The sequence below is a fragment of the Bradyrhizobium cedriense genome, assembly GCF_054602315.1.
The window spans coordinates 76,220-94,430 of sequence record NZ_JBTSWB010000008.1 but is presented as its reverse complement, the minus strand read 5'-3'; the positions used below and the strand labels follow the sequence as shown (position 1 = coordinate 94,430).

General features: G+C 64.3%; 18 protein-coding genes and 1 tRNA gene. 8 read left to right on the top strand and 11 right to left on the bottom strand.

Going from position 1 to position 18,211, the window contains the following annotated elements; all coding sequences use genetic code 11:
* Nucleotides 1-118: 118 nt before the first annotated feature.
* Entirely contained in the window at nt 119-787 is a 669-nt protein-coding gene (locus ACYCVF_RS28285) for a hypothetical protein (RefSeq protein ID WP_459595586.1), read from the top strand.
* A gap of 85 nt (nt 788-872) precedes the next feature.
* On the opposite strand, the gene ACYCVF_RS28280 is transcribed toward ACYCVF_RS28285, so the two are convergent.
* Entirely contained in the window at nt 873-1,115 is a 243-nt protein-coding gene (locus ACYCVF_RS28280) for a hypothetical protein (protein WP_459595587.1), read from the bottom strand.
* Nucleotides 1,116-1,641: 526 nt separating this feature from the next.
* Nucleotides 1,642-1,812: a hypothetical protein gene (locus ACYCVF_RS28275; RefSeq protein WP_459595588.1), complete on the bottom strand. Its 171-nt coding sequence runs from the start codon at nt 1,810-1,812 to the stop codon at nt 1,642-1,644.
* A gap of 851 nt (nt 1,813-2,663) precedes the next feature.
* Here ACYCVF_RS28275 and ACYCVF_RS28270 point away from each other — a divergent pair.
* Nucleotides 2,664-2,804, top strand: a complete 141-nt coding sequence (locus ACYCVF_RS28270; RefSeq protein ID WP_459595589.1) for a hypothetical protein — start codon at nt 2,664-2,666, stop codon at nt 2,802-2,804.
* A gap of 428 nt (nt 2,805-3,232) precedes the next feature.
* On the opposite strand, the gene ACYCVF_RS28265 is transcribed toward ACYCVF_RS28270, so the two are convergent.
* The 3 genes from ACYCVF_RS28265 to ACYCVF_RS28255 form a co-directional block, all read right to left on the bottom strand.
* Nucleotides 3,233-3,308: transfer RNA gene (locus ACYCVF_RS28265), tRNA-Lys, on the bottom strand.
* Nucleotides 3,309-3,749: 441 nt separating this feature from the next.
* Nucleotides 3,750-6,416, bottom strand: coding sequence for a glycosyltransferase (locus tag ACYCVF_RS28260; protein ID WP_459595590.1), 2,667 nt, complete (start codon nt 6,414-6,416; stop codon nt 3,750-3,752).
* 215 nt (nt 6,417-6,631) lie between these two features.
* Entirely contained in the window at nt 6,632-7,225 is a 594-nt protein-coding gene (locus tag ACYCVF_RS28255) for a beta-1-3, beta-1-6-glucan biosynthesis protein (protein WP_459595591.1), read from the bottom strand.
* 329 nt (nt 7,226-7,554) lie between these two features.
* Between ACYCVF_RS28255 and ACYCVF_RS28250 the strand changes: the two genes are divergently transcribed.
* A complete protein-coding gene (locus ACYCVF_RS28250; protein WP_459595592.1) occupies nt 7,555-9,114 on the top strand; it encodes a glycoside hydrolase family 17 protein in 1,560 nt (519 codons plus the stop codon).
* On the opposite strand, the gene ACYCVF_RS28245 is transcribed toward ACYCVF_RS28250, so the two are convergent.
* A complete protein-coding gene (locus ACYCVF_RS28245) occupies nt 9,074-9,454 on the bottom strand; it encodes a hypothetical protein (protein WP_459595593.1) in 381 nt (126 codons plus the stop codon). The two genes, ACYCVF_RS28250 and ACYCVF_RS28245, sit on opposite strands and share 41 nt — an antisense overlap.
* Nucleotides 9,455-9,614: 160 nt before the next feature.
* On the opposite strand from ACYCVF_RS28245, the gene ACYCVF_RS28240 reads away from it, so the two are divergent.
* Nucleotides 9,615-9,761, top strand: a complete 147-nt coding sequence (locus ACYCVF_RS28240) for a hypothetical protein (protein ID WP_459595594.1) — start codon at nt 9,615-9,617, stop codon at nt 9,759-9,761.
* Between the two features lie 34 nt (nt 9,762-9,795).
* Here ACYCVF_RS28240 and ACYCVF_RS28235 read toward each other — a convergent pair whose 3' ends face one another.
* The 4 genes from ACYCVF_RS28235 to ACYCVF_RS28220 all read right to left on the bottom strand — a co-directional run bounded on the left by ACYCVF_RS28235 (nt 9,796) and on the right by ACYCVF_RS28220 (nt 12,561).
* A complete protein-coding gene (locus ACYCVF_RS28235; RefSeq protein ID WP_459595595.1) occupies nt 9,796-9,951 on the bottom strand; it encodes a hypothetical protein in 156 nt (51 codons plus the stop codon).
* A gap of 138 nt (nt 9,952-10,089) precedes the next feature.
* On the bottom strand, nt 10,090-10,530 hold the full coding sequence (locus ACYCVF_RS28230) for an MgtC/SapB family protein (RefSeq protein ID WP_459595596.1): 441 nt from the start codon (nt 10,528-10,530) through the stop codon (nt 10,090-10,092).
* Between the two features lie 223 nt (nt 10,531-10,753).
* Nucleotides 10,754-11,011 (bottom strand): hypothetical protein, encoded by a 258-nt coding sequence (locus tag ACYCVF_RS28225; protein WP_459595597.1) that lies wholly within the window; start codon nt 11,009-11,011, stop codon nt 10,754-10,756.
* A 182-nt stretch (nt 11,012-11,193) separates the two neighbouring features.
* Nucleotides 11,194-12,561 (bottom strand): hypothetical protein, encoded by a 1,368-nt coding sequence (locus tag ACYCVF_RS28220; RefSeq protein WP_459595598.1) that lies wholly within the window; start codon nt 12,559-12,561, stop codon nt 11,194-11,196.
* A 170-nt stretch (nt 12,562-12,731) separates the two neighbouring features.
* Between ACYCVF_RS28220 and glmU the strand changes: the two genes are divergently transcribed.
* Nucleotides 12,732-14,087 carry a bifunctional UDP-N-acetylglucosamine diphosphorylase/glucosamine-1-phosphate N-acetyltransferase GlmU gene (gene glmU / locus ACYCVF_RS28215; protein ID WP_459595599.1) on the top strand — a complete coding sequence of 452 codons (1,356 nt, stop codon included), beginning with the start codon at nt 12,732-12,734 and terminating at the stop codon, nt 14,085-14,087.
* 6 nt (nt 14,088-14,093) lie between these two features.
* On the opposite strand, the gene ACYCVF_RS28210 is transcribed toward glmU, so the two are convergent.
* The gene (locus tag ACYCVF_RS28210; protein WP_459595600.1) at nt 14,094-14,312 is read right to left on the bottom strand and encodes a hypothetical protein; all 219 of its coding nucleotides are present in this window, start codon (nt 14,310-14,312) and stop codon (nt 14,094-14,096) included.
* Between the two features lie 222 nt (nt 14,313-14,534).
* Here ACYCVF_RS28210 and glmS point away from each other — a divergent pair, with 222 nt between their 5' ends.
* The 3 genes from glmS (at nt 14,535) to ACYCVF_RS28195 (ending at nt 18,179) form a co-directional block, all read left to right on the top strand.
* Entirely contained in the window at nt 14,535-16,361 is a 1,827-nt protein-coding gene (gene glmS / locus ACYCVF_RS28205; RefSeq protein WP_459595601.1) for a glutamine--fructose-6-phosphate transaminase (isomerizing), read from the top strand.
* A gap of 89 nt (nt 16,362-16,450) precedes the next feature.
* Entirely contained in the window at nt 16,451-17,221 is a 771-nt protein-coding gene (locus ACYCVF_RS28200) for a DUF502 domain-containing protein (RefSeq protein WP_061028265.1), read from the top strand.
* 100 nt (nt 17,222-17,321) lie between these two features.
* Complete coding sequence (locus ACYCVF_RS28195) at nt 17,322-18,179, top strand: NAD(P)-dependent oxidoreductase (protein WP_459595602.1); 858 nt, start codon at nt 17,322-17,324, stop codon at nt 18,177-18,179.
* The last annotated feature ends 32 nt before the right edge of the window (nt 18,180-18,211 follow it).

Genomic DNA, 18,211 nt, shown 5'->3' with positions numbered 1-18,211 from the left:
ACGTGGAATTAATCCGAAATGCTCACAATTTTACGGAGTTGGAGATGGGTGCTGCGTAGAGGAGCCGTCACGAGGACGATCCGGCGACGGCTTCCTCTTGCTCGCTCATTTGGGGTCAATGCAGATGACCGCGACTTTCGAAACGCAAAGCTTCGCCGAAGAACTCGACGCGGTAGCACTTGCAGCCGCCGCAGCAGCGCCCGAACCCGAAGCCGCAGAAGCTCCGGCGCCGATCAGGCGGTCCAGCCGGAAATCGGTGCTGGCATTGTCGGTGTGCGCCCTCGCGATCAACGGCGCGGCGGCCATCTATACGTTGCCTTCCGACTTGCCCTCGCTGGATGTCAGCCGCCTGGCTGAACTGCTTCCGCGCCGGGAGGCGCCCGCGGCAAAGCCGGATCCGGTCGTTGCTGCCTTGATGGACATTCAGTCGGCGCAGCAGCAGCACTCGGCCTCGCTGAAGGAGAACAGCCAAGTCTTGCAGCAGAATGCGGCTCTGCTGCAGCAGGACTCAATGGTGCTGCTGTCCCTGCGACAGAGCATCACGGACGAACGGGTCGATGTGAAGAAGATATCTTCGCAATTGTCGACGCTGATCGCAAAGGTCGACTCGCTGCAAAACGTGATGATGTCGGACGTCACGTCCTCGATCCGAAGAGCGAATGCGCGCTATGGACTGTCCGCAGCGATGCGCAAGCGGATGGTTCGGCAGCCGAAACCCGCGGGGCCTGTGTCGGTCGGAGGAGCTCCCCTGAGCGTGCCGGCAACCGTCTCAGTTCCGGAAAGCTGAAGACCGGGAAAGTGCATCACTTCGGATGATGTCCGCTCCGACCTCGTCCACGAATGACGGGCTCGGTGCACGCAACCGTCGTCCGTCACTTCATGGCGTGATCGATCTTGTGGCCCAAATGCCCGGTGTCGTGATCGCGGCGCAACTGGCTCAACGACGTCTCGTTCAACTGGGCCAGGACCTCGCTGAGCAGCGTCGCATCGGGATACCCGGCCGCAAAGCCTTTTCCGTAGATCTTGCGCAACGTGCCGACCAGCGTGTTGCCGTGCTTCTTGCTGATCCCGCCATCCTTGTCCCGATGGCGGCCATCCAGGCCCGGTTCCTTCATGTGTCTCTCCCTGGGCGGCGTCTTGAGCGCCTGAAGAGAGCGTGCGCCCAAAGGCGCTGATTGGCAATGGCATGCGCGCGAGCCGAGCGTTGGTCCGTGCCGCCGCGAGAGCGTTACCGTTGTGCGTCCATCGCCGAGCTGTGATGCCGCGTCAGATTGCGGCGGTGCCCTCAGCGCATCACATCAAGCCGGTGTTCGATTGGAGCTGTACGATGCGCTCAGTTCTGGCCATGGGCCTGTTGATTGTCCTGTGCACCGCCGCAAGCGCTGCGACCGCGCATCGCACACATCACTCGCGCTCTCCCACGGTCGGTCGTTCAGGCGTGGAGGTGAATCCCCGGGCGCGCTTTGCGGTCCCAGGCTGGAGCGATGAAGCAACCCGGCGGTGGCTGGATAATGCCTCCTCCAATGTCGGCCGAGGGGGCTAGGTGGATCGGTCGCGTTATCGACCGGCACCGCTGGCATCCGCAGACGCTGCAGCGCGCTTTGACGAGCCGGCGGTTTTGCGGGTGGCGAAGTCGGGCGGCTACGCGGCCTGCTCCTCGAACGAGGTGTAGACCCGGCCAGCCGGATCGACGATCTGAACGCTCCAGCACCCGTCCTCGACCAGCTCTCTGGCCTTCTTGAGGGCGGCTGCGAGCGAGGCCCGCTTGAGGCTGACGACGCCTGCCGTGTCGAAACCGCTGATTTCAAACATGCCGCTCCCTCCTGTGATTTCCGTCAAGCCTACACATTTCCAACGCGTTGTCGCGCGGCTTCTGGGGGCAGCTTCCGGAACAATCGAGAGAGTGTCATTGTCAACGCAAGTCGACGCGCATCACAGAGGTCGACGCGGTGCAATGCAATGACATCGGGCATCGCGCAGTGGATTTTCCGGAAAGATCATGCTCAAACAACGACCTAAAGCGCGATGACAGTTCATCCTGATCTCATCGCGCTGGGGGGCGAGAGATCGAGCCGTTCATCGGCAGGCCGTTCGACGAACGCGATCGATGGCGACTGATGCGTGCGCTTACTTCATTACCATCGGCGCCGAGAGACGGCCCGGCTCGGCTTTGAGGGGCGTCGAGGGCCATTCTGCAAATTCGCCGGCGAGTCGAGCCGATTCAAGCACCGGCCGGTGCCTGTTCCCTCGAAGCAGCGCCGATTTCTCAGGCCGATTTGGGTTGCAATTGTGTCATCTAGTTCACGTTATAATCGTGGTATCCATGGTAATAGTCCGATTTTCAGTCGTGCTATTTGAGGTCGTGATGAGTATCTCTGATCAGACTGCCGATGCCGCCATTGCCTTGCACCAACGTATCGCCTTTCTCGAAAGTCAAATTGCCGAACTGAGCGTCCTGCGAAATCGGTTGGCGCAAGCCGAGTTGCGCCGCTTCCGGTCGCGATCGGATCGGTCAGCTTCCCGAAGAACCAAGCCGACGCCAAAAATGTAGATAACCTTCCGCATTCAGTCGACGAATCGTTGCCGGTCTCGTCCGGACGCTCCAAGCTATGGCCCGCACGCGAGTCGCGGGGGGAAGCATGGAACGGGAGCGGTTTCAGAACATGTCTCTCGATGAGCTGTGGCAACTCCACGCGATCGTCAATGATATTCTGGCGGTCAGGCTGAACGCCAAGAAGGAAGAGTTGGAGCGGCGGCTCGTGATGCTTAGACGAGAAGACAAGAGTCCCCCCAATCAGGTTTGAGCCGAAGCCAGGCAATGGCTCGCTCACGAGTCTTCGCCATGGGCCGCGGCGTTGCGAGCTGTTTCGGGAGAGCCGCTGTGTGTCGCATCCAAGTCGGGATCATCGGGTGACGTTGGATTCCCGAGGCGGCCCTTGACGACGGCTCCGGTAACCAGGGCGACACGGCTCCGGCGCCTTAATGGAGGACGCGGGAAGCCTCGGCGGCCTCGACCTGTTCCTTCAGCTCTTCGAGCTCATCGATCGCGTCCACCAATCGGACTAGCTTGCGCGCGATATGCTTCAAACTGGGTCTTGCGCGTCTGGGAACAGGAACTCGTTGTGCCATCGGTGGACGCCTCCATGCTTGGAAGCTCTGAATCGCAAGAAGCGCGCCAGTGCGTCGTCAAATCGGGGGCGTGACAAAGGCCATTAAGTATTTGGTTTGGCTTTGGTGAGCGCGCTGGGGCTCGAACCCAGGACCCCGTGATTAAAAGTCACGTGCTCTACCGGCTGAGCTACGCGCTCCCATGGCCGCGGATGGCTTGAAGAGATCGCCACCGTGTTCGGACATTCGAGAAGCATGTCTTGCCGCCACGCCTCATTTGCGTTGCGGGGAAAACCGGTTGTTTCCGGATCATGCTCTCGGCTCGCGCTGTGTAGGGTGATGGGACGCGCAGGTCAATAGTGCGGGTGGCTGCTGAAGTTCGCGGCAGGAGCGGGGATTTTCTCGTTGCTTCTGCGGCTTAGGTCAGGATTTTCAACCTGATTGGCGGGCCGTCGTTCACGCGAACTGCGGTGGAGCACCGCGAGAGCTCGGCCTGCGTGTTTCCTCGGCGGTGCGGAGCATCGTCCGGAGACGCCCGCTGCGGCGTCTCCCAACCAAGAGGTCCCAAATCTCGCCGCACCTGCCTGGGTGGCCCACCGCGGGCCGGCGTCTCGGAGGATGGGCCGCGGGCGGCGTCAGCGTCAGTTCGTCTCCCGCCGCACCTCTGTCGACACGGTTTGCGGCGCGCCGACGGGGGGCAGCGCGACCGGGCGCAGGCCGATCAACTCGGCGGTGCGGATCGCGCTGTCGCGCCAGAACTGGAACGAGTTGATGCGGCTGAGCTCGAGGATGGCGATGGCGACCGCGGCCAGGAACGGCAGGCTTTGCAGCACCAGCACGCCGGCGAAGATGTAGATCTCGGTGATCTCGCGGAAGCTGTTGGTGGCGATCAGCACGCCGGCGCCGATCAAGAGCAGGGAGCCGATGACGGCCTCCCAGAAGGCCTGGAACTCGATCGACATCCTGCTGAGGCCGCCCTTGGAGGTGCGCGCGAACGCGATGTGCTCGGTGATGAGGCCCTGCGCGACCGCGCGCGAGACCGTCCACTGCACGCTCATCGCCGCGATCATCGCGCCCAGCATCTGGCCGGGCTTGATCGCGACGCGGGCGCGGTACATCGACAGGAAGTGCGCCAGCGAGACGATGAAGGCGCCGATGATCGGCAGCGTCAGGATCTTGTCGGGAATGGCGATGTCGGCGAAGGCGACGATCGGCACCCAGACGAGGTTGAGCAGCGCCACGACCACGCCGAGGCTTTCGGCACCCAGCCAGTTCAGCCAGCCCAAGCCATATTCGCGCTTCTGGTCGGGCGTGAGCCGGCTCTTGCCGGGCAGGAACTGGCGCCAGTGCTTCTTGACGATCTGGAGGCCGCCATAGGCCCAGCGGTGCCGCTGCTTCTTGAAGGCCTCGTAGGTGTCGGGAAGCAGGCCCTGACCGTAGCGGTGATTGGTGTAGTGGGTGACCCAGCCGAGCTCCTGGATCGCAAGTCCGAGATCGCTGTCCTCGCAGATCGTGTCGCTCGACCAGCCGCCGGCCATGTCCATCGCGGCGCGGCGGATCAGGCACATCGTGCCGTGCACGATGATGGCGCTGGCCTCGTTGCGCTGGACCATGCCGATGTCGAAGAAGCCGGCATATTCGCCGTTCATGATGTAGTGCATGATCGACAGATCGCCGTCGCGATGCTCCTGCGGCGCCTGCACGAGGCCGACGCGCGGGTCGGCAAAGGCCGGCACGAGGTCCTTCAGCCAGTCGGGCTCGACGACGTAGTCAGCGTCGAGGATGCCGATGATCTCGGCATCGGCGGCGGTTCGGTCCATCGCGATGCGCAACGCGCCGGCCTTGAAGCCCTGCACCTTCTCGGCGTTGATGAACTTGAAGCGTTCGCCGAGGGCGCGGCAGTGGTCCTGGATCGGCTGCCAGAAGGCGGGATCCGGCGTGTTGTTGATGATGACGACGCATTCGTAGTTCGGATAGTTCAGCCGCGACAGCGCATCCAGCGTCTGCTTGAGCATCTCGACCGGCTCGAAATACGCGGGGATATGGATCGAGACCTTCGGGTAGTAATTCTCCGGCACGTTCTCGACCGGCTTGTCCTTTTTGAGCAGCCGCTGCGGCGGCCGGCCGAAGGCGACCGCAGCGATCTCGTCGATGCGCGCCATCGCAATGAGGACGAGCGGAACGAGCAGGATCATGCCGAGCGTCAGCGCGAAGGCCGAGCCGAAGATGAAATAATGACTGTTCCAGAACGCGAAGACGGTCGCGGCCCAGGCGCCGACGCCGTTGGCGGTCGCCGACAGCAGGAACGCCTGTTTCGCAGTCGCCTTTTCAATCCGCAGGATCGGCAGAGACAGCAGGACCCCGACCAGCAGCGCGATGCCCATCAGCTTCCAGTAATCGGGATTCTCCACCGGGCCGGTCCAGGCGAATTTCGGCTCGCGGCTGGCGTTGAGGATGCCCCAGTACGGACCGACGCCGCCTTCAAAGAACTTCCAGGGCTGATCGATCGCTTCGACGATGTTGTATTCCATGCCGATGGCCTCGGCACGGGTGACGAAATTGCGCAGGATCAGCGCCTGCTGGAACGGGCCCGGATCGGCGTTGCGCAGATTGTAGCCCTGGCTCGGCCAGCCGAACTCGGCGATCACGATGCGCTTGCCGGGGAACAGGTTGCGCAGCAGGTTGTAGCGGTCGACGGCCTGGTCGACCGCCTGGTCCGAGCGGAAGTTTTCCCAATAGGGCAACACGTGGGCCGCGATGAAATCGACGTTGGAGGCGAGGTCGGGATTGTCGCGCCAGATGTTCCAGATCTCGCCGGTGGTCACGGGCACGCGGACCGAGCCCTTCACCTTCTTGATCATGTCGATGAGGTCTTCGACCTTCTGCTCGCCGCGGTAGATCACCTCGTTGCCGACGACGACGCCGACGACGTTGCTGTTCTTGCGGGCAAGCTCGATCGCGGCCTTGATCTCGCGCTCGTTGCGGTCCTTGTCCTTGTCGATCCAGGCGCCGACGGTGACCTTGAGGCCGAACTCGGCCGCGATCGGCGGCACCAGTTCCACGCCGCCCGTGGACGAATAGAGACGGATCGCGCGCGTCATGGTCGACAGCGTCTTCAGGTCGGAGCGGATTTTCTCGACCGTGGGGATGTTGTCGATGTCGGGGTGGGCCGAGCCTTCGAACGGCGCGTAGGACACGCTGGGCAAGAGGCCCTTGAAATCAGGCGCGGGTTCCTTTTCGCGCAAGACTCCCCAGATGCCGGCGTGGAGCGCGGACACGAGCAACAGAACGGCGGCGACTACGCGCATCGCGGCTAACCAAAAGGGGCTGAGGTGGCAGGGAAGCGGATCCGACCCCGAGATCCGACCGAGTCCGCGGCAACGGGAGCATATCTCGGCCGCGCGGTTTCACAACTGTCATGGCCTCATGTCCTCATGAGGGCATGGCTTTGTCGAAGGACGCGCAGCAGTGCCAACCGTCTCTATGGCCGATCGTTCCTGAACGGCAGCTGAAACGAACGCGGCTATTTCTGGGGCGCAGGGGAGGGGCTTGCCGCGGGCGAGGGGCTCGCGGCGGGCTGCTGTGCCGGCGGATTGCCTGCTGCCGGTGCTGCCGGCTGGGGCGCTGCGGCCGCAGCCTGCTGCGGCTGGGCGGCCGGGTTGATCCAGCACGCGTGCACGCGGCTGTCCAAGGTCTCGGCCACCTTCGGATCGATCTGCCCGCCGAACCGGGTCAGGCAGCGGAACGCGGCCTGGATGTGGCCGCCGGGACAGCCGAAGCGGTCGTAGAGGTCGAGATGGCGGAACGCGGTATCGAGGTCATCCCGCCACATCAGCCGCACCACGCGCCGGCCGAGCCAGACGCATTCCGGGTTGCCTGCCGGGCCGTTGATGACCTGGGCCGCTTCCGCGAACTCGTCGGTGCGGCGCTGGTTCTGGGCCGCATCCTTGGCGGCGTCGGCGGGCTGGGCGGCAGCCTTGCCCTGGTCGGGGGCCGGTGTGCCGCTTTGGGCGGAGGCGCCACCAAGACCGGCGAGAACGAGAAGGGCGGAGACGGTCAAGGTGGCGGCGAACTGCCGCAGGACCGTATTTCGTAACTCGAACACCCGTTGCCGCATGAATTCCCCAATATATCCGCTGACCGTCCGCGCCGAGACCTCGCGGACGCGCTAGCTGATGGCGTCCAAATGGGTCTCCAATGCGGCGGAAAATTCCCGTCGAATCCCATGACCTGTATTTCGAATTTTGTCCAGCAAAGTCACGATGCTAGCCCGCGGCCGAACGGCCGCAACCAAATTCCGCAGGGGAGGAGCGGGTCGGTCGCCGGTTACCCCTTGGCAGACGGCGTGCAAGCAGGTAATCGACGGACCCTTCGCGGAGGACGGAACCGATTTCTCTTCGTACGCCACTGGCGCTTCTGCTCGTTTCACTGGGTGCGATTGCTGCCGTGTGGTGGTGGCTGGCGACGCCGATCACGCTCGCGCGTGCACCGATCGATCCCGCCGAGAAGGTCCAATGCGTGTCCTATGCGCCGTTCCGCGGCGAGCAGACGCCGCTGGAGCCATGGACCCATATCGAGGCCGAGCAGATCGAGCAGGACCTGCGCCAGCTCAAGGAAATCACCGACTGCGTCCGCACCTATTCGATGGAGAACGGGCTGGACCAGGTGCCGGCGGTTGCCGCCAGGGTCGGCGGGCTGAAAGTGCTCCAGGGCATCTGGCTCTCCAGCAACCGCAGCAAGAATCTCGAGCAGGCCGCGCTCGCGGTTCGCCTCACCAAGGAATTCCCCGAGATCATCTCCGCGGTCATCGTCGGCAACGAGGTGCTGCTGCGCGGGGAGATGACGACTGCGGACCTCGTCTCGATCATCCGCTCGGTGAAGGCGCAGGTCAGCGTGCCCGTCACCTATGCCGACGTCTGGGAGTACTGGCTGAAGAACCGCGAGGTCTACGACGCCGTCGACTTCGTCACGATCCACATCCTGCCTTATTGGGAAGATTTCCCCATAAAGGCAAAGTTCGCCTCCGCCCATGTCGAGTCGATCCGCGAGCGCATGGCGGTGGCGTTCCCGGGCAAGGAGATCCTGATCGGCGAAACCGGCTGGCCGAGCGAGGGCCGCATGCGTGACGGCGCGCTGCCGTCGCGTACCAACCAGGCGCGCGTCGTCTCGGAAATCCTGAGCCTTGCGAAGTCACAGAAGTTCCGCGTCAATCTGATCGAGTCCTACGACCAGCCGTGGAAGCGCAAGCTGGAAGGCACCGTCGGCGGCTATTGGGGATTGTATGACTCGGTGCGCCGGACCCTGAAATATCCGCCCGGCCAGCCGATCAGCAATTTCCCGTATTGGAAGTGGTACATGGGCGCCGGCATGGGCCTCAGCGTGCTGGTGTTCGCCGTCGCGCTGATCACGCTGCGGCGGCGGCCGTGGACGCCGCGCTTCTCGGCCTGGCTCGGCGTCGGCATCTCGGCGACGACGGCGGGGATCCTGCTCGGGATCGGCGTCGACAAGATGTATTACGAGAGCTACGGCATCGGCGGCTGGCTGCTGTGGGGTGCGCTGCTGCTCGCCGGCGTCCTGTCGCCGATCTTCTGTGCGCAGGCGATGGTGATCGGCCGCAGCCTTCCGACCTTCCTCGACCTGCTCGGCCCGCGCGAGGGCCGCAAATGGTCGAAGCTCACCGCCGTTCTCGGCCTGACGCTGGCGGTGACGGCCGTGATCGCGGCGCAGACCGCGCTCGGCTTCGTGTTCGATCCGCGCTACAAGGATTTTCCCTACGCCTCGCTGACGATGGCGGTGGTGCCGTTCGCGCTGCTGATGCTGAACCGGCCGCAGATCGGCCAGCGTCCGATCGCAGAAGCGGTGTTCGCGGGCGTGCTCACGCTGTCGGCCGCCTATGTGCTGGTCAGCGAAGGCCGCGACAATTGGCAGTCGCTGTGGACCTGCGCGATCTATCTGTTGTTCGGGCTCACGCTGTGGCGGGCGCGGGCCGAGCAAACCCAAGAATGAACAGGCCGATCGCCAGGCCCGACAGCACGACATTGTAGAGCACGATGCCGAGACCGGCGGCAACGATGCCGACGGTGAGCAGCACGATCGACGGTCGCATCAGGTTCAGCGTCGCCACCACCAGTGCGACGATGCCGAACACCGAATTCTTGAACAGCACGGTCCCGACCGAACGCGCCTTGCAGATCGCAGTCTGCAGGCCGGCGTCGCAGGCGAGCGCGACCTGCGACAGCTCGATCGCGAGATAGCGCAGATAGAGTGCGTAGCCGACCGAGACGAAGCCGACGACGATCAGGAACTGCACCTGGTAGGGCGTGAGGCGAAAAGGCTTTTTTGTCATGGGGGCCAATATGGTCGGGATGGCGCGGGCAGGCAACAGGGCAGGCGATGTTTCTGTTGATCCGGCTCGCCCGAACATCTCTTCCAGGAACAGGCGGGGATCCGGCTGGTTCTGAACATCGTGACACCCAACGAATGTCGCCGTCGAGGAGTGAGTGAGCATGGACAAGCCAACGCAGGAGCAGCTGAGCGAGCTCAAGAGGCTCAGCAAGGAGGCGCGGGTGGAGGATTGGTCGGAAATCGTCCGCTCAAAGGACGAAGCGGAGATGCGCATTCGGGATCTGAAGGAGAAGGCGCGCATGGAGTAGGTGCGCGCATGAGACATCCTAAGAGTTGACGTTTTCAGAGCTGACGTTGCGTCTTCTGACTCTGGTCGGCGAGCCGGCGCTCGTACTTCTCGGCCAATGCGAGCAGTCGCTTCCGGACGTAGGGATCCGCCTTGTCGGCCAGTTCGCGGATCAAGGCGAGTTGCTCGCGCAGAAACTTTGCTTCCGTCATCTCCGCTCCGAATCAAGTCCGGCGCGAATGGTGCCGTTTTACACCGACCTCGTTCGTATCATTTGGGACGTTGGCTGAGCGTCGGCGCAACGATCAGCTCGTCCGCACGAGTCGGCATTGTCGAATCCGGCGCGAGAGTCATTTCAAACCCAACCGCCGCTCGACCCAGCCCAGCACGAACAGCACGAGCAGCGTCACCGTGATGGCTGCTCCGACAAGCAGCCAGGCTCCCAACGCGCAGGCGATGCCGAGGCCGGCCGCAATCCAGACGGTTGCGGCCGTGGTGAGGCCGTGAACCGTCTTCGCCTTGGCATCGTGCAGGATGACGCCTGCGCCGATGAAGCCGACGCCGGTCAACACGCCTGCAACGACACCCTGAATGACCCTGGAGATCGCATCCGGGTGGTCGCGCAGGTTCTGGAACTCGATCACCGAGATCGAGACGAGCGCAGAGCCGAGCGCGACCAGCGCCAGGGTTCGCATTCCCACCGGCTTGTCGTTCATGTCGCGATCGATGCCGATCAGCAGCCCGGTTCCGGCCGCGACGAGAAGCCTCAGAACATCATCCAGTTCGTTCATTGAAAGCCCGCGGGTTCGGCAACGGGATGACGCTGCATTGCGCCGGCGATGACTGCGAACTTGCTGCGAAAGTGCGGCTCGGGTCCAAGCGGCCGTTCGTCGCATGCTCGCGCAAGTTCGAGCGAGCATCGCGCGTGTGCGGTGCGGCCGCCACTGACAGCGTGACGGCGCCGACCGGCTTGGTCGGCGCCGTCTGCCAGAGTTGACGGATGGCCCTATGGCATCACTTCCTGCCGGTGCTCGAGCCGGTCGTGTTCTGCATCTTCTGTCCAGGTGCGCTTTCGGAGTGGCCCGGTCCAGCGTTGGTGTTGGTCTGCTGACCGGGCGCGTATTCGGAGGCGCCGGGACCCGTCGAAGGCTTCGTCGTGTTCTGCATCTGCTGACCCGGCGCATTGCTCGAAGCGCCCGGCGATTTCGTCGTTTGCGCAAGCGCAGAGGATGCCGCGAGAACGGCGGCCGTTGCGATGATGAATGTCTTCACGCGTGTCTCCCATGGTCATGGAGGCGGGCACGAGCGATCTTGCATGTCGGCCGCTCCGGTTCAGGACCGGGATAACTTGGCAATCGGTGGCTGGTTTCCGTGATGAGCTGAAAATTGGCGCCATCTGCACACGCGGCGAGATGCTGTCATTCACCTTGCGTTCAGGTGGACGCAGAGTCCGCCTAACGTCTGAAGAACGACGACAGCGTCGATCCCGCCGATGGTGATGCTGCCTCCGGTTTCGCCGGCGCAGGCTGCGGAGCAGGAGCGGGCGCGGGCTCATCGCGCTTCGAGCGTTTCGAGGAATAGCTGCGGCGGCGCTGCTTCTCGGGTTTGGCGTTCGGCGCCGTTTCCGCTTGCGGGGCTGCGTCCTGGTTCTTCTCCGAGCTCTTCTCCTGAACCCTGTCCTGAGTCTTCTCTTGCCCCTTTTCCTGCCCCTTCTCTTGCCCCTTTTCCTGGCCTCCGCGCATCGACAGGCGCTGACCGTCGAAGACGGTGGTCTCGCAGTGACGATCGTTCTCGGCGAGGGTCGCGCAGAATTTCGCGGCGGCGGCGGCGTTGACCAGGGGGCCGGCGCCCAAACGGAGCTGCATGCCGAGGCCGGTGGTGCCTTCCTTGACCATGATGATCGGCCGCAGCGCCGCGATCTCCGGATTGGATTTGGTCAGGCCGCGCCAGAGCGCGCGTAAGCCGTCGATCGAGTTGGCGCCGCCGAGATCGATCGCGAAGCGCGTCTGCTGAACCGCGATGGCGGGGGATTCATTCTCGGCTGCTTCCGCTGGCTTCGTTGCCGCTGCGACGACTTCGCTCGGGGCGGGCGCCGGTTCGGCCTTCTTCTCGGCTGCGTCGGGTTGAATCAGTTTCGATGCGGCTGAATCCGGCGGCGCCATGATCGACCTGGACGGAACCAGCGGAATGGTCGGCAGGGCCGAATTCATTGCCGGCGTCTGCTGCACGAGTGAAGCGGCGGCCGCGGTCTGCGGCGGCTGGCTCGAGGACTCCTTCAGCGTATCCTTCGGAGTGTCCTTCTGGGAATCCTTCGCGGCTTCGGTGCGCGGCTTCTCGCTGGCTGCGGCTGGTGTCGAGGCGACCGGCGCGACGCTGGGAGCTGCGGTCATGGGTGCGGCGTCCTGCGGCTTCGCGCCCTGCGCCGGCGCTGCGGCTTGCCTTGCGATGGCACCGGTGACGGAATCGAGGCCTTGCTCCAGCACGGTGACGCGCGAATAGAGCCGGTCGCGATCGCTGTTCAGCGTCTCGATCGCGGCGGCGAGGCGGCGGGCCTCGTTCTGGCTCTCCTTGGTCTGCATCTGGAGCCGGTCCGCCTGGCGCGCGAGATCGGCGGCGGCCATCTGGTCGCGCCGCCAGCCGAGCTGAGCCTGGTTGGCCATCACGGCAATGACGACGGCACCCACGGCCGCGACGCTCCACGAGCCCAGCCGCCACATCATGCGACGGTCGAACGCATTTTCCTCGGCCAACAGTCCGGAGAACAGCCCGCCGGTCTCCTTGGTGCCGAAGGCATCCGCGAGTGGGTCGGAATCCTTTGCCATCTACGTTAAATGCCCAGCCCCGTCCGGCTTCCCCGAATCAATCAGGGAACATTAACAGGAAAAGCGCACCGCACTTGAATTCCGGGCGTTTGCGGGGGTAGCAAGGCGATAGCATCACGGCGGCCTGCCGTCCGCCGCACATTGATTCGGCTCTAGCAGTCAGGATTGCGATGACCGCCCGTTCCAGCCTCACGATCGTGCTCGCCGCGGGCGAAGGCACGCGCATGCGATCGAGCCTGCCGAAGGTGCTGCATCCCGTCGCGCATCAGAGCCTGCTCGCCCATGTGCTTGCCGCCGCACCGAAGGGAACCGGCACCGCGCTCGCCGTGGTGATCGGTCCCGATCACCACGCAGTGGCGGAGGAGGCGAAGCGGATCCGCCCCGACGCGCTCACCTTCGTGCAAGGCGAACGTCTCGGCACCGCACATGCGGTGCTCGCGGCGCGCGAGGCGATCGCTGGCGGCGCCGATGATCTCCTCATCGCCTTTGGCGATACGCCGCTGATCTCGGCCGATACCTTCGCGCGGCTGCGCGAGCCGCTCGCCAAGGGCGCCGCGATTGCCGCGCTCGGCTTTCGCGCCGCCGATCCGACCGGCTATGGCCGCTTCATCGTCGAGGGCGACCGCTTGGTCGCGATCCGCGAGCAGGCCGATGCCAGCGAACAAGAGCGCAGGATCGATCTGTGCAATGCCGGCGTGATGGCGATCGACGGCCGCCGCGCGCTAGACATCCTCTCGCAAATCGGCAATGCAAATTCCAAGGGCGAGTATTATCTGACTGATGCCGTCGAAATCGTCCGCAAGCAGGGATGGGAGTCCGTGGTGATCGAGACCAGCGAGGACGAGGTGCGCGGCATCAACACCAAGGCGCAGCTCGCCGAGGCGGAAGGCGTGATGCAGGCGCGCTTGCGCAAGGCGGCCATGGAAGCCGGCGTCACGCTGATCGCGCCGGAGACCGTTTATCTCTCCGCCGACACCGTGTTCGGCAAGGACGTGACCATCGAGCCGTTCGTGGTGATCGGCCCCGGCGTGTCGATCGCCGACGGCACCGTGATCCATTCCTTCTCGCATATCGTGCAGACGACGCTCGGCAAGAACGTCTCGATCGGTCCCTATGCGCGGCTCAGACCCGGCACCTCGCTCGGCGACGGCGCGCGGATCGGCAATTTCGTGGAGACCAAGGCCGCGACGCTGGAGGCCGGCGTCAAGGTCAACCATCTCTCCTACATCGGTGATGCCACCATCGGCGCCAATTCCAACATCGGCGCCGGCACCATCACTTGCAACTACGACGGCTTCAAGAAGCACAAGACGATGATCGGGAAGGGCGCCTTCGTCGGCACCAACTCCTCGCTGGTCGCCCCCGTGACAATCGGCAACGGCGCCTATATCGGCTCCGGCTCGGTGATCACGAAGGATGTCCCCGACGACGCGATGGCGCTGGAGCGCAGCCAGCAGACCATCAAGGAAGGCGGCGCGGCGCGCTACCGCGAGATTAAGACGGGCGGCAGGAAACCGGAGAAGTGAACGGCGCTATTCGTCGTCGGCGAATTCGGAGAAGATGGCGCGGGTCAGGCGCCAGCCGCGCGGCTTGGCCCGCTTCACCGGCTCGCCTTCGGCATGCTTGACGAAGACGGGCTTGCTTTCCTTGCCGCGCTGGGGCGGCGGCCAATGCGCAAGATGCGTGCCCGTGGTCTCGCTGGCGCGCAGGTGCATCGACGACTGGCCTTTGCGATCGGACGAGCCCTTCATGGCGTAACTCTCCTGTACCGGAATCGTTGGCCAAATCCGTTGACAAGAGGTTAATGTAAGCCGCTTGAAGCCGGCCAATTCGACGCAGGCGAAGCTCAGGTGGCTATCCGGCGCTGTCTCAATCAGCAATAATTATTGAGTATCTGGTTCCTTCCGAACTTCGCTAAAAACCGAGCGCGTCGTTTAGGCGATTTTTCGACGATTTGGGGGATAGTGATCCGCATGTGCGGAATTGTCGGCATTCTCGGGCGCGAGCCGGTTGCAGAGCAGCTGGTGGATTCGCTCAAACGTCTCGAATATCGCGGCTATGATTCCGCGGGCGTCGCCACGCTCGAAGGTGCGCATCTCGAGCGCCGCCGCGCCGAGGGCAAGCTGAAGAACCTGGAGAAGCGGCTGCAAGCCGAGCCTCTGAAGGGCACCACCGGCATCGGGCACACCCGCTGGGCCACCCACGGCAAGCCGACCGTCAACAATGCCCATCCGCATGCGACCGAGCGCGTGGCCGTCGTCCACAACGGCATCATCGAGAATTTCCGCGAGCTGCGCGAGGAGCTCGAGACGAAGGGCTCGGTGTTCCAGACCGAGACCGACACCGAGATCGTGCTGCATCTCGTCGACGATCTGCTCGCGCGCGGCAACAAGCCCGTCGAAGCGGTCAAGCTGGCGCTGGCGCGCTTGCGCGGCGCCTTCGCGCTCGGCTTCATCTTCGCCGGCGAAGACGACCTCATGATCGGGGCCCGCAACGGCCCGCCGCTTGCGATCGGCTATGGCGACGGCGAGATGTATCTCGGTTCCGACGCCATCGCGCTCGGCCCGTTCACCGACACGATCAGCTATCTCGAGGACGGTGACTGGGTCGTTCTCACCCGCCAGAGCGCATCGATCTTCGACAAGGACGGCCAGCCCGTCCAGCGCGACAAGATCAAGCACGCGGCCTCGACCTCGCTGGTCGACAAGGCCAATTACCGCCACTTCATGGCCAAGGAGATCCACGAGCAGCCGGAAGTGGTCGGCCATACGCTGGCGCGCTACGTCGACATGGCGACCGAGCGCGTCGCCCTGCCGGTGAAGCTGCCGTTCGACTTCAAAAACATCCAGCGCATCAACATCACGGCGTGCGGCACTGCGAGCTATGCCGGCTTCGTCGCAAAGTACTGGTTCGAGCGCTTTGCGCGCGTGCCGGTCGAGGTCGATGTTGCCTCCGAATTCCGCTACCGCGAGGCACCCTTGCGCAAGGGCGATCTCGCGATCTTCATCTCGCAGTCCGGCGAGACCGCCGACACGCTGGCGGCGCTGCGCTATGCCAAGGCCCAGGGCGTGCACACGGTCGCCGTCGTCAACGTGCCGACGTCCACGATCGCGCGCGAGAGCGAGACCGTGCTGCAAACGCTGGCGGGACCGGAGATTGGCGTCGCCTCGACCAAAGCTTTCACTTGCCAGCTCATGGTGCTGGCAAACCTTGCGATTGCGGCCGGCAAGGCCAGGGGCGAATTGTCCGACGAGGACGAGACCAAGCTGGTCCATGGCCTCGTCGAGGTCCCGCGCCTGATGGCGGACGCGCTCACCACCGAGCCCCAGATCGAGAAGCTGGCGCACCGGATCGCCAAGTCCAGCGACGTGCTCTATCTCGGCCGCGGCACCAGCTTCCCGCTCGCGCTCGAAGGTGCGCTGAAGCTGAAGGAGATCTCCTACATCCACGCCGAAGGCTATGCCGCGGGCGAACTCAAGCACGGGCCGATCGCGTTGATCGACGAGACCATGCCGGTCGTCGTCATCGCGCCCCATGACCGGGTGTTCGAGAAGACCGTCTCCAACATGCAGGAGGTCGCCGCCCGCGGCGGCAACATCATCCTGATGACCGACGCCAAGGGCGCGGCGGAGGCGACCGTCGAGTCCCTCGTCACCATCGTCATGCCCGATATGGCGGCGGCCTTCACGCCGATGGTCTACGCAGTCCCTGTGCAGTTGCTCGCCTATCACACGGCCGTCGTGATGGGCACCGACGTCGATCAGCCGCGCAACCTCGCCAAATCGGTGACCGTGGAATAGGCAGAACGGACATCGGTCGGTCGCTTCGTGGTCTTCCAAAACCTGCTAGAAGACCCTAGCTTGTTGCTAGCGACCGACCTGGAACCCGAATGACCACCCGCGACGACGCGCCTGCGCCTCTTGATCCCGTCCCGGAACCGCATACCGGCCTGATGGGCCGCTTCCGTAATTATTTTCTGACCGGTCTCGTCGTGACCGGGCCGATTGCGATCACGCTGTATCTGGTCTGGTGGTTCGTCACCTGGGTCGATGGCGTGGTGCGGCCCTTCGTTCCGCTGGCCTACCGCCCCGAAACCTATCTGCCCTACGTCATTCCCGGCTGGGGACTGGTTGTCGCATTCTTCACGCTGACGCTGGTCGGCTTCCTGGCGGCCAACCTGATCGGCCGGACGCTGGTCGATGTCGGCGAGACCTTGCTGGGCCGGATTCCGGCGGTCCGCGCGATCTATCGCGGCCTGAAGCAGGTGTTCGAGACGCTGTTCTCGGGCAAGGGATCGAGCTTCCGCAAAGTCGGCCTTGTCGAGTTTCCCTCGCCGGGCATGTGGTCGATCGTGCTGATCTCGCAATCGCCGAACGAGGACATCGCGCGCAGCCTGCCGGGCCAGGAGGAGCATGTCTCGGTGTTCCTGCCATGCTCGCCGAACCCGACCACGGGTTTCTTCTTCTATGTCCCGAAGAGCAAGATCATCGAAGTCGATCTCACGGCCGAGGACGCAGCCACGCTGATCATGTCGGCCGGCGTGGTGCAGCCGGGCTCGGCCCCCGATCCGAAGAAAGCGGCGGCGCTTGCCGGCGTGGCGAATGCCGCGCGTATCGCCAATGCCTCCAAGCTCCAGCCCGAGCCTGCGAAGGCGGAGTAGGGCCATTCTCCCGCGGGATGGCCGCATTCACGCCGGCGTTTTCGTCATCTGCTAGTCTCCGATTGATCGAGCGCCTCGCTCGGAACGATTGGAGTGCACGATGTCCAAGACCATTGCGATCCTCGCGCCCGGGGCCATGGGTAGCGCCGTGGCCCGTCGGCTTAGCGAACATGGCGCGCGCGTGCTGACCTCCCTGAAGGGACGCAGCGAGGCGACGCTGAAACGCGCGGCAGACGCCGGCATGGTCGGCGCCGAGGACGAGGCGATCGCCGAAGCCGACATCATCCTCTCGATCGTGCCGCCGGGCGAAGCCGTTGCGCTGGCTGAGCGGCTGGCCGGGCTGATCGTCAGGCGCGAGAAGAAGCCGGTCGTGGTCGACTGCAACGCCGTCAACGTCGATACCGTGCAAAGGATCGAGGAGATCATCGGCTCGGCCCAGGCACCCTTCGTCGATGCCGGCATTATCGGCTTCCCTCCGCAGCCGGGTGGCAAGAGCCCGGCGTTCTATATGTCCGGCGAGCACGCCCAGAAGGTCGCCGTGCTGAAAGACCTCGGCCTCGACGTGCGGATCGTCGCAGGCCCGGTCGGCGCGGCGTCGGCCTTGAAAATGTCGTACGCCGGCATCGTCAAGGGGCTCGCCGGCATCGGCTCGGCCATGGTGATCGCGGCCACGAAGGCAGGCGCGGCCGATGCGCTGCGCGACGAGCTGGCACTGAGCCAGCCGGCTATTTTGGCGCGACTCGAAGTCGCGCTGCCCGACATGATCCCGAAGGCCTATCGCTGGGTCGCGGAGATGCGGGAGATTTCCGGATTCCTCGGCCCCGATCATCCGGCCAGCCAGATCTATGAGGGATTTGCGCGCTGGTTCGAGCATCTCGCGGAGGATGCGAAGAGCGAGGCGGTGGATGCGGAACTGATGAAGGCATTCGCGGACAAGAGCGCGAAGAAGAAAGTCTAGCTGTCGACCTCTCGCAAGCGGCTTGCCGTTCC